13 protein-coding genes are annotated in these 10,595 nt (G+C 68.9%); 7 read left to right on the top strand and 6 right to left on the bottom strand.

The window, feature by feature from the left end; genetic code table 11:
- Positions 1 to 1,861 (bottom strand): PBP1A family penicillin-binding protein (locus tag GBZ26_RS21595; protein ID WP_174440612.1); only part of this gene is annotated, 1,861 nt, incomplete at its 3' end.
- A gap of 208 nt (positions 1,862 to 2,069) precedes the next feature.
- Here GBZ26_RS21595 and GBZ26_RS21590 point away from each other — a divergent pair.
- Complete coding sequence (locus tag GBZ26_RS21590; RefSeq protein WP_014239097.1) at positions 2,070 to 2,381, top strand: polyhydroxyalkanoic acid system family protein; 312 nt, start codon at positions 2,070 to 2,072, stop codon at positions 2,379 to 2,381.
- A gap of 6 nt (positions 2,382 to 2,387) precedes the next feature.
- Here GBZ26_RS21590 and pspF read toward each other — a convergent pair whose 3' ends face one another.
- Complete coding sequence (gene pspF / locus GBZ26_RS21585; protein ID WP_174440611.1) at positions 2,388 to 3,389, bottom strand: phage shock protein operon transcriptional activator; 1,002 nt, start codon at positions 3,387 to 3,389, stop codon at positions 2,388 to 2,390.
- Between the two features lie 164 nt (positions 3,390 to 3,553).
- Here pspF and GBZ26_RS21580 point away from each other — a divergent pair, with 164 nt between their 5' ends.
- From GBZ26_RS21580 to pspC, 4 genes are all read left to right on the top strand, one after another.
- Entirely contained in the window at positions 3,554 to 3,700 is a 147-nt protein-coding gene (locus GBZ26_RS21580; protein ID WP_014239099.1) for a hypothetical protein, read from the top strand.
- A gap of 46 nt (positions 3,701 to 3,746) precedes the next feature.
- Positions 3,747 to 4,418, top strand: coding sequence for a phage shock protein PspA (pspA, locus tag GBZ26_RS21575; RefSeq protein WP_035670837.1), 672 nt, complete (start codon positions 3,747 to 3,749; stop codon positions 4,416 to 4,418).
- Positions 4,419 to 4,544: 126 nt separating this feature from the next.
- Positions 4,545 to 4,772, top strand: a complete 228-nt coding sequence (gene pspB, locus GBZ26_RS21570; protein ID WP_149165526.1) for an envelope stress response membrane protein PspB — start codon at positions 4,545 to 4,547, stop codon at positions 4,770 to 4,772.
- Between the two features lie 45 nt (positions 4,773 to 4,817).
- Positions 4,818 to 5,219, top strand: a complete 402-nt coding sequence (gene pspC / locus GBZ26_RS21565) for an envelope stress response membrane protein PspC (RefSeq protein ID WP_174440610.1) — start codon at positions 4,818 to 4,820, stop codon at positions 5,217 to 5,219.
- A 102-nt stretch (positions 5,220 to 5,321) separates the two neighbouring features.
- Here the strand turns inward: pspC and GBZ26_RS30715 are convergent, their stop codons facing one another.
- The 4 genes from GBZ26_RS30715 to GBZ26_RS21550 all read right to left on the bottom strand — a co-directional run bounded on the left by GBZ26_RS30715 (position 5,322) and on the right by GBZ26_RS21550 (position 8,573).
- Positions 5,322 to 5,444 (bottom strand): hypothetical protein, encoded by a 123-nt coding sequence (locus GBZ26_RS30715; protein ID WP_014239103.1) that lies wholly within the window; start codon positions 5,442 to 5,444, stop codon positions 5,322 to 5,324.
- 137 nt (positions 5,445 to 5,581) lie between these two features.
- Entirely contained in the window at positions 5,582 to 6,094 is a 513-nt protein-coding gene (locus GBZ26_RS21560) for a hypothetical protein (protein WP_174440609.1), read from the bottom strand.
- A 22-nt stretch (positions 6,095 to 6,116) separates the two neighbouring features.
- Positions 6,117 to 6,740 (bottom strand): hypothetical protein, encoded by a 624-nt coding sequence (locus GBZ26_RS21555; protein ID WP_174440608.1) that lies wholly within the window; start codon positions 6,738 to 6,740, stop codon positions 6,117 to 6,119.
- Positions 6,741 to 7,019: 279 nt separating this feature from the next.
- Positions 7,020 to 8,573: a diguanylate cyclase gene (locus GBZ26_RS21550; RefSeq protein WP_174440607.1), complete on the bottom strand. Its 1,554-nt coding sequence runs from the start codon at positions 8,571 to 8,573 to the stop codon at positions 7,020 to 7,022.
- Between the two features lie 334 nt (positions 8,574 to 8,907).
- On the opposite strand from GBZ26_RS21550, the gene GBZ26_RS21545 reads away from it, so the two are divergent.
- Positions 8,908 to 9,378: a DUF411 domain-containing protein gene (locus tag GBZ26_RS21545; protein ID WP_137103887.1), complete on the top strand. Its 471-nt coding sequence runs from the start codon at positions 8,908 to 8,910 to the stop codon at positions 9,376 to 9,378.
- A gap of 113 nt (positions 9,379 to 9,491) precedes the next feature.
- A complete protein-coding gene (locus GBZ26_RS21540) occupies positions 9,492 to 10,196 on the top strand; it encodes a phosphatase PAP2 family protein (RefSeq protein WP_174440606.1) in 705 nt (234 codons plus the stop codon).
- Positions 10,197 to 10,595: the final 399 nt, after the last annotated feature.

The raw sequence follows: 10,595 nt of genomic DNA, 5'->3' as shown, positions 1-10,595 counted from the left end.
TACTCGGGGGAGGCATGCGGGCGTGTGTGATGTTTCTAAGGGTCAGACCTTGGGTGGTCACCGCCTTGGCCGCCGCCGGGCGGTCGAGCTTGGCCGACTTGCCGGTGCCGTATTCGATGACGCCGGTCATCATGCGGGTGAGCTGCACCGCGTGCGCCGGGTCGACCACCGGGACGGAGCCGCCGGCCTGCCGCCGGTACAGGACGTTGCCGTCGCGGTCCCTGATCTCGGTGATGGCGTAGGGCCAGACCGGGGCGCCGCGGTTGGCGATGCCGGCGAAGCCGCGGGTCAGCTCCAGCAGGTTGACCTCGCTGGTGCCGAGCGCCAGCGACAGGTCCTTGCCCAGCGGCGAGTTGATGCCCAGCCCCGCCGCCACCCGGCGCACCCGCTCCACCCCGATGCGGTCGATGATGCGCACGGTCGCGGTGTTCGACGAATGGGCCAGCGCGTTGGCCATGGTGACGGTGCCGCGGAACTTGCCGTCGTAGTTGCCGGGGCTCCAGCCGCCGATGCGGACCGGGGCGTCCTCGACCGGGCTGTCGGGCGACCAGCCGGCCTCCAGCGCGGCCAGATAGACGAAGGGCTTGAAGGCCGATCCCGGCTGGCGCATCGCCTGGGTGGCGCGGTTGAACTCGCTGCTGTCGTAGTCCCGCCCGCCGACCAGGGCGCGCACCGCGCCGTCGGTTGTCATGGCGACCAGGGCGCCCTGGCGGGCGTTGGCGGCGGCGCCGGGGCCGGACAGGATCTCCTCCAGCCGCTGCTCCGCCGCGCGCTGCAGCTTGAGGTCCAGCGTCGTGCGCACCACCACGTCGCCGTGGCCGGAGCCGACGAAGGCCGAGACCAACTCCGTCACCCAATCCGCGAAATAGCGGCCGTCGCCGCCCGGCTTGCGCTTGGCCGACAGCGGGGCGTTGCGCGCCGCCTCCAGCTCCTGCGCGGTGATGAAGCCGGCGTCCACCATGGCACCCATCACGACGCGCGAGCGCTCCGCTGCCTCGTCGGGGTTGGAGGACGGGGCGTAGCGCGAGGGCGCCTTCAGCAGGCCGGCGATGATCGCCGATTCCCGCAGGTCGAGCTGGGTCGCCGGCTTGCCGAAATAAGTGCGCGCCGCCGCGTCCACGCCGAAGGTGCCCGCCCCCAGATAGACGCGGTTCAGATAGGCGGTGAGGATCTGGTCCTTGGTGAAGCGGTGCTCCAGCCACAGCGCCAGCATGGCTTCCTGGATCTTACGCTTCAGCGACTTCTCGGGCGTCAGGAACAGGTTCTTGGCAAGCTGCTGGGTGATGGTGGAGCCGCCCTGCGCCGAGCGGCCGGACCGCCAGTTGACGTAGAGCGCGCGGGCCAGACCGATGGGGTCGACGCCGAAATGCGAGTAGAAGCGCCGGTCCTCGATGGCCAGCACGGCGTGGATCAGATGCGGCGGCAGGTCGCTCACGCCCAGCGTCGTGCCGTGCAGGTCACCGAAGCGCGCGAACTCCGCCCCGTCGGCCGCCAGCACGGTGACCGAGGCGCGCCGTTCGAACTGCGCGACCTTGGAGATGTCCGGCAGGTCCAGGGCGAACCAGGCCAGCACCGCGCCCAGCGCGATGCCGCACCACACCCCCGCCACCATCCCGGCATAGACCAGCGTGCCGAGGATCGTCCGCCGCCGACCACCGCCGCCTCGGGCGGTTTTCGGAACGGGCTTGCGCGGCGGCGGGGCGGGTTTGCGCGGCTTCTCGGCCTTGGGGTTCTCGGCCTTGGCGGGCTTTTCCGGCTTGGGCGCGCGTTTGGGCAGGCGCGGGCGCAGCGCCGGTTCCTCGCCCCGCGTCTGGATGGGGCGCGGCCCCGCAAAGAGTTCGCCCGGTCGATCGTTGCTCACGGCGCGGTCGCGGCCCCCAAGAAATCCATGCCCGATGTAATCTGTGATGGAAAGCTATACGCCGCCGCCCCGTTGCGACGAAAGAGCGCCCTCGAAAGAGATAAGATTTGTCTTAGCACCGTTGCAGATGGATGACGGGGGTGGAAGAAAAGCCGCCGCGGACTGTTGTTTCCCATGAATAAGCGTTGACGCAGCGGAGAGCCTGTTTATGTCGAAGCCCCTGACCGTTTCCATTCCCCACAAGCTCGGCCGGGACGAGGCGAAGCGGCGCGTGGCGGAGGGGGTGGGGCAGGCCCGCTCCCACCTCGCCGCGGTCGCCAGCAGCATGGACGACCATTGGACCGACGACCGCGTGGATTTCCGCGTGGTGGCGATGGCCCAGACCGTCACCGGCTTCATCGACGTGCAGGACGACAGCGTCACCGTGGAGGTGCAGCTTCCCTGGGCGCTCGGCCTGCTGGCCAACAAGGTCAAGGACCGGTTGCAGAGCAAGGGCACGCTGCTGCTGGAGAAGAAATAGCCGCCCCTATTCGGGCCTGCCGATCAGCCCGTGCTTCTTCAGCAGCCCGCGAAGCTGATGGTAGCCGAGGCCCAGCGCCTCGGCGGTCTGGCGCTGGTTGAAGCGGTTGCGCTCCAGCGCCGTTTCCAGCAGCCCGGACTCGAAGCGCCGCACCTGCTCCTGGAAGTCTCCGGCGGCAACCGGCGGCGCCTCCTCCGCAACCGGTGACGGGGCGGACGCCGTCGGCGCCGCCGGTCGCCAGGCGGAGGCGAAGGGGTCGAGCAGAATTTCCTCCACGAGCCCCTCCGGGTCGGACGCGGCGACGGAGCGCTCCACCGCGTTGCGCAGCTCACGCACGTTGCCTGGCCAGCCATGGTCCAGAAGCTGCTCCAGCGCCCGCGGGGCGAAGCCAGGGAACAGCGCCCGCTCCAACTCCCGCACCATGCCCAGGGCGAAATGCTCGGCCAGGATGGGGATGTCCTCGCGTCGGGCGCGCAGCGGCGGCAGGGTCACCACATCGAAGGCCAGCCGGTCCAGCAGGTCGGCGCGGAACCGCCCGGTCTCGGCGAGCGCGGGCAGGTCGGCGTTGGTTGCCCCGATCACCCGCACATCGACGGTCTGGGTGCGTCCGCCGACCCGCTCGATCTCGCCATACTCCACGGCGCGCAGCAGCTTTTCCTGAACGGCGGCGCTGGCCGTGGCGATTTCATCCAGGAACAGCGTGCCGCCGTCGGCTTGCTCCACCCGCCCGATCTGTCGGCGGATCGCCCCGGTGAAGGCCCCCGCCTCGTGCCCGAACAGTTCGGAATCGAGAAGGCTCTCGGCCAACGCGGCGCAATTCACCTTCACGAAGGGACGGTCCCAGCGCCGGGACAGGTAGTGCAGGCGGGCGGCGATCAACTCCTTGCCGGTCCCGCGCTCCCCGATGACCAGCAGGGGGCGCTCCAACGGCGCCACGCGGGAGACGTGGGCGAGAACCGCGTGGAAGGCCGGGGACTCCCCGAGCAAAGAGGGCGGATTGGGCTGCATGGTCTAAAGGGCGAAGAGTTGGCGAATTTCTTCATACTATCGCGAAAAGGGCGACGGCCCAAGCCCGGCCGCCGTCCGCCCGCTTCAGAAAATCCAAGGCTTTGCGGGAATTTCCGGCGTTGGCACGGCCATTGCGAAGAAGAGGACCAAACAAGGAGACCCGCATGAGCCACTACAGCGACTACCACCGCCGCTACACCCGCGAGGCCCGTCCGCTGGCGGCGCGCATCCGGACCTACCTGACCAGCCGCCCGACCGAAAGCTGGGCGTTCTTCGCCGCCGGCCTGCTGATCGCCACGATCCTCGGCTGACGCCACCAACGCCCGATCCTAAGCGACCAAGAACGGACACATCCCCATGAGCATCTTTTCGCGCCTGACCGACATCGTGCAGTCCAACCTCAACTCCCTGCTCGACCGCGCGGAGGACCCGGAGAAGCTGATCCGTCTGATCATCCAGGAGATGGAGGACACGCTGGTCGAGGTGCGCTCCTCCACGGTGAAGATCATCGCCGAGCGCAAGGAGATCGAGCGCCGCATCGCCGACCTGCACCGCGAGCGCGACTCCTGGGACCGCAAGGCCGAGACCGCGCTGACCCACGACCGCGAGGACCTCGCCAAGCAGGCGCTGCTGGCCAAGTCGCGCGCCGCCGAGGAGGCCGACGTCCTGACCGCCCAGCTCGCCCAGGTCGAGGAGGCCCTGTCCAAGTCCAACGAGGACATCGGCCGCCTCCAGGCCAAGCTGACCGATGCCAAGAACCGCGAGAAGGCGCTGGTCGCCCGGACCAAGACGGCGGCCAACCGCGTCCGCGTCCGCTCCACCCTGCACGACGAACGGATCAACGACGCCTTCTCCCGCTTCGAGCAGGTGGAGCGCAACCTCGATGAGCTGGAAGGCCGCGTGGAGGCCTACGATGTGGGCCGCACCAAGACGCTGACCGAGGAGATCGCGGAGCTGGAGGCCGACAAGAAGGTCCAGGACGAGCTGGCCGCGCTGAAGGCCCGCGTCGCCGCGCGCCGGGGAAGCTGATCCCGCACCGGCGCGGGCGCCGGCCCCGACGTCGTCTTTGCCGACAGCGGGGTTGGCGTTGAGCCCCCCTCTCCCGCCGATTCGCGGGGGAGGGGTTTCCCAAACAACAAGAAAGGCCGTCCCCCGATGAGCGGTTTCAGCTTCGTCCTCGCGGCGCTCTTCATCACCGTGGTGGCACCGCTTTGGATCATCTTCCACTACATCACCAAATGGCGCGGGCAGCGCGGGCTGTCGGCCCAGGACGAGCAGCTTCTGGCCGAGTTGTGGGACATCTCGAACCGCCTGGAGGGCCGCATCCACGCGCTGGAACGGGTGCTCGACGCGGAGTCGCCCAACTGGCGCGACAAGCTGTGAGCCTGCCGCATTCCATATTCATTCCGACCTGACGGGAGCCCGACGATGGACCGTTCTTCGCCCTACGACTCGCCCAACCCGCACCGGCTCTTCCGCGATCCGCAGCGTGGCGTGGTGGGGGGCGTGTGCGCCGGCATCGCCGATTATTTCGGGTTCCGGCCCGGACTGGTGCGGCTGGCCCTGGTGCTGGGCCTGTTCTTCTTCATGCCGCCGGTGATCCTCGCCTACGTGATCGCGGTGCTGGTCCTGCCGGTGAAGCCGCCGGCGGTCTACCGCAATCCGGAGGAGGAGGCCTTCTGGCGCGGCGTGTCGATCAAGCCCGACCGAACCCTGGCCGGGTTGACGCAACGCTTCCGTGATTTCGAAAAGCGCGTGGGGAACCTGGAAGCGCATGTCGCTTCCAAAGAGTACGAACTCAACCGCGCGATCCGCAACCTGGACCGCTGACGGTAGCCCCGGAGCGCCTCCGGGGCAAAGCCGTCGCCTGACCGCAGCGCCGCCCGACGCGGCGCCGTAAACCGCAGCGCCGCCTGACGCGGCGCCGGGGGGTCAGCGCCGACGGCGGTTCCGGCTGCGCACGCGCACCGGCTTCATGGCCGGGCGGGCGGCAGCGAGACCGGCGAGGGCCGCAGCCATCGCCCCAACGAGCACGACCAGATCGAGATCCATCATGGCTCCTCCGCTTGACCCGATCAGAATGACGCAACTGTGAAGGACATGGTAGCGAAAAGAGGTGACAGCAACCGTCCGTCCGGCAGATGACCGCCACCGGGGCTTCCCCAAACGGGGAGGCCTATCCGTCCGGGTCGTCAATCGAGGTAGGGCCTCACCGAAAGAACGGAGAAGCCCTTGTGTTCGGGATGGCGGGCGTTGGTCTTCTCCCGCGCCTTCGTTTCGTCCAATCCCCAGACCAGAAAGCGGCGTCCCCTCTTCCAGCGCTCCAGCGCCGTCTTCTCCAGGCCGCCGGTGACGCGCGCGCCATAGTCGGCGTGGGCCACGGTCACCACCCATCCGGCGTCCGCCGGCGTCCGCCGGTCATCGAGGACATAGACCCGCCGGTCCACCGCGCTCGCCGCCGCCAGACGCTGCTCCAGATCCTCGCAGGCCAAGTCGATGGATGCCTTGCGCCGCCGCGCCGCGCGCAACTCCCGCGCTTGGTCCAGCGTGGCGCGGGCGAGGCGTTTGAGGCGCTCCACCTGGGCCTGCCGGCGGGCCGCGGCGCTGGCGATGCGGTCCTCCGCCGTCCGGAGCTGCCGCCGCGCCGACAGGAGCGAGACCGCCAGCGTCGCCACGCCGACCAGCGCGGAGAAGAGATACGGCATCGATGGATGGCCCACGGCGCCCTCAGCTCGCTATCGCCAGGGGGCGGGGATCGCTCGATCCGGCTTTACCCGGGCTGGCGCCCGTCCCCCCGGCCGTCATCGGAGAGCCTTGGGGGGCTTCCTGAATCCGCAACACCACATAGCCGAAGGCGGGCGGGTAGCGCCGCTCGATCTCGGCGCGGGCCACCGGCATGGTGCGCGCCCAGACCTCGACTGTCTGGGGCCGTGCCCAGCCGGAGTCGATGAAGGCGTGCTGCGCCTGCTGGTTGCCGCCGCCGCCGATGTATTTGTTCGCGACCTGCGCGATGTAGCAGGGGGTGCCGGCGACCTCCTCGCCGATCAGCCGCAGCAAATCGTCGCCGCGGTGCTGAAGGTCGCGCAGGCGCCGCTCCAGCGCCTGACGGCGGCGCAGAGCCTCGCTGACCTCTTCTTCGGCTTTGCGCAGGTCGGCGACGCGCTGCGTCCTGCGCGCTTCGAACCCGGCCTCCAGCTTGGCACGGCGGGCGATGATGTCGCGCAGGTTGCCGGTGCCGAGCCGCCGCTCGATCGCGCGCTCGCCCAGCAGAACCGCCACCTTGCCGATGCCGAACCCCAACCCGGCCAAGGCAAGCGCCAGGAACAGCGCCTGACCATAATCGTTCCACATGGCTGAGACCCTGAGCCCCCGGAGAAGTACCGCAGCGGGATCGGCTTGGAGTCCGCTCACCGCTTTCGCCGTCTCATGGTGTCGAGAACGGATGAGCGGTAATCCACGCCTCCAGAGCCTGCAACGCCGAAGTGCAGGGCGGCTGAAGTTTGCAAACTTTGTTCAAGGCCGGGGAATTTTCTGTACGAGGGCTGGTTGCGGCCGACATGAGAACCGCAAGCAGACGGTTCCTTTGTTGCGAACCGCGCTCGGCTTCGCACCCGGTATCGCGGCGGCGGATCAGGAAGCGGCCGGCGTCTTCGGCTCGTCCGCCATGCACACGCGGTTCCGCCCGGCCAGCTTGGCCTCGTAGAGCGCGGCGTCGGCCCGGCGCAGGGTCAGTTCGATGGAAGGTTCCGACGCGCTCCATTCGGCCACCCCCAGGCTGGCGGTGATGGGGATGGCCCGACCGTCGGTCACCACCGGGCTGTCGGCAATGGCGGCGCGCACCCGCTCGGCCACGATGCGCGCCCCGGCAAGGTCGGTCTCCGGCAGCAGGGCGACGAATTCCTCCCCACCGAAGCGGGCGATCTGGTCGGAGGTGCGCAAGGCCTCGCGGGCGCGGACCACCGCCGTGCGCAGCGCCTCGTCCCCGGCGGCGTGGCCGTGGCCGTCGTTGACCGTCTTGAAATTGTCGAGGTCGAGCAGGATCACGCTCAGCCGTCGCCCGTGCCGATGCGCCCGCCCCAGTTCCGCCGCGGCAAGGTCCAGGAAATGCCGACGATTCCACACGGCGGTCAGCGGATCGACGGTGGCCAGCCGCTCCAGCTTGGCGTTCGCCGCCTCCAGCGCGCGGGTGCGTTCGGCGACGCGGGCCTCCAGCGTCTCGTTGGCCTCGCGCAGCCGTTCATACAGGCTGACGTTGGCGAAGCTGAGGGCGATCTTGGAAGCGAACACCTCGACCAGCCCACGGTCCACCTCGTCCAGCGGACGATCGGTGTGGATCCAGGCCGCCACCTCATGCCCATCGGGCACGCGGATGAACAGGGTCGTCTCGTTGGCGCCATAATGGCTGCGGCGGCTGCGGAAAGCGTCGGTGATGCGGTCGGCGAGGGCCGGCGGGATCACCGCCCCGGTCGGCGATGCCGTCTGCCCGGCCGCCTCGGCGTAGCAGCCGGCCCCGGCCAGCACGTAGAAGGCGCCATCCGGCAGAGGCTGCCCGGCGGTGCCGCGCTGGGCGCACAGGATGGCGTCGGGCTTCACCCGCAGGAAGGCGGACAGCTGGGTCAGAACCCCGGCGGCGAACTGCTGCATGCAGCGCAGCTCGAACAGCCGGTCGGTGGACTGGATGATCTGCTGGAGCCCGCGGCGGTTGGTTTCCAGCGCCACGATGTCGGCGTAGGCGCGCAGGGCGGCGACGACGGAGGTGAACAGCTTCTTCGCCGTCAGCTCCGCCTTGGATTTGTAGTCGTTGATGTCGTAGGCGAGGACCACGTCCTCCTCCGGCGCCTGTCCCGGCTGGCCGGTGCGCAGGATGATGCGGATGGCGTGGTTGTTGAGATCCTCGCGGATGGTGCGGACCAGCCGCAGCCCGGCGTCGTCGGTCTCCATCACCACGTCCAGCAGGATGATGGCGGCGTTGGGCGTGCAGCGCAGGATGGCCGCGGCCTCGCCCGCCGACAGGGCGCTGACGAGCGACAGGCGCCGCCCCTTGTAGCGCAGGCCCCCCAGAGCCAGTCGGGTGACCGCGTGAACCTCCGGATCGTCGTCGGCGATCAGCACGATCCACGGCTCCGCCCCGTCCTCTTGCGGCGGAGGCTGGTCGTCGTCTGCGAACAGAAGGTCGGTTTCCATGCTGTGCGTTCCGCCCGTCCTGCCCGTCCGTTCAGCCTGCCCGTCCGTTCGGCCTGTTGCCGGCCAACAACCGGTTCCCCGGCGGTGCCGGTCAGGGTTTGCCACGCGGATTGCTGCCATTCAGCGGTAACCGATGCAACTTCACCTGCGCAACGGGTTCGTTATCCTTATGGAATGAATTTCGTCCTTTCGCAACCGTCGGTCCGCGGCTTGTCGTTTGACCACGATCAAAGCGGGCGGCGGCGGCGGGCGGCAGACTGCGTTGAAACGGGGTGGCGGCAGGCCATCTTTCCGCAAGTCTGTGGAGCGGGTGTTGCGAATGTTGGATCGTCGGATGTTTCTCACGGCCATGGGGGCGAGCCTGACGGTGGGCGCCCTGGCCATCGCGGTGCGCAGCTTGGCCGGCACCTCCCCCGCCTCGGCCTCCTCCGCGGCCAAGCCGGAGGTGATGGTCTGGAAGTCCCCGACCTGCGGCTGCTGCGGCGGCTGGGTGGACCATATGCGTGCCGCCGGGTTCCCGGTGACCGTGCAGGAGGTCGACGATGTGGAGCCGGTGAAGATGCGCCTCGGCGTGCCCGCCCGGCTCCAGTCCTGCCACACCGCCCTGGTCGGCGGCTATGCCCTGGAAGGCCATGTGCCCGCCGACAGCGTGCAGCGGCTGCTGCGTGAACGCCCGGCGGCGGTCGGCCTCGCCGTTCCCGGCATGCCGCAAGGCTCGCCCGGCATGGAGACGGGGGTGAAGGACCCCTACGACGTCGTTTTGTTCGGTGGGGCGGGCGGCGACAGCGTCTACGAGCGGCGCTGACCCTTCCGGGATAAGCCCGATAACCGGCGCCCTCGGGGCTTGCCCTTCCGTTCCTTGCTTCCAGCGGCTGACCTTCCAAAGGTCGGCCGGCTTGGCGGAACGGAGGGAACGGCGTGACCACGGCATTCGATCTCGTCATCATCGGCTGGCTGAACGGCTACAGCCGCGCCAGCATGGCGGCGGACAAGACCATCTATGTCATCGCCCAAAGCGACCTGCTGAAGGGCGGCGTGCTGATGGCGCTGCTGTGGTGGTGCTGGACACGGCGCAGCGGGCGGCTGATCGGGTCGGACCTCTACGCCGTGCGGACCATCGCCGGGGCGCTGCTGGCCATCGCCATCGGGCGCGGGATGCAGAACTTCCTGCCGATGCGCCTGCGCCCGGTCCATGACCCGGAGTTGGGCTTCGTCGTTCCCTATGATGTGAACGCCTGGGCGGTCGACGGCTGGAGTTCCTTTCCCAGCGACCACGCCGTGCTGTTCTTCGCCCTGGCCGCCGCCCTGTGGTGGTCGAACCGCCTGGTCGGGACCTTCGCCTTCCTGTGGACGCTGGTGGTGATCTGTCTGCCGCGCGTCTATCTGGGGCTTCACTTCCCGACGGACATCCTGGCCGGCGGGGTGGTGGGTGTCCTCATCATGGCGGCGGTGCTGGCCGTCCCGGTGCCGGAGCGGCTGACCCGCCGCATCCTCCATTGGCAGGAGGCGCAGCCAGGGATCGTCTACGCTCTGGCCTTCCTGGTGACGCTCCAGATGGCCACCCTGTTCGCCAACGCCCGGCGGCTGATCGAGGGGGCGATGACCGTCCTTTTGGGCTCGTGATGCGGTGCAGCGAAAAAAGCGCATCGATGAAAAAAGCGCTTGCCGGGCTAATCCAACCCGCCTATAACCCGGCTCCCACGACGCCGGGGCCGCTGAGAAGCGCGACGGCGGCAAGGGAACGGCGGAAACGCCGAAGACGAGACGAAGTAACGATGGCCGATGTGAAAACAAAGGCTTGACAGACCAAGTCGGATCTTCTAGACAAAGCGCCCCGACGCGCCGCACCGGACTCCGGCAGCGCAGCGCGGATGGGCAGCGGTCCTGACAATGGATCGCGGGATCTTGGATATCGTTGATACCGTGTTGTGAGAAGGGATGCGCAGGCGGCGGTTTTGGCCGTTGGCCGCGGACCGGTTCCGGAAGGGACTGGCATCGCGGGTCGCTTGAGCATCTCGGTCA

Origin of the sequence: Azospirillum formosense, from assembly GCF_013340925.1 — a bacterium.
Lineage (GTDB): Bacteria > Pseudomonadota > Alphaproteobacteria > Azospirillales > Azospirillaceae > Azospirillum > Azospirillum formosense.
This window is presented reverse-complemented; position numbering and strand designations above follow the sequence as displayed.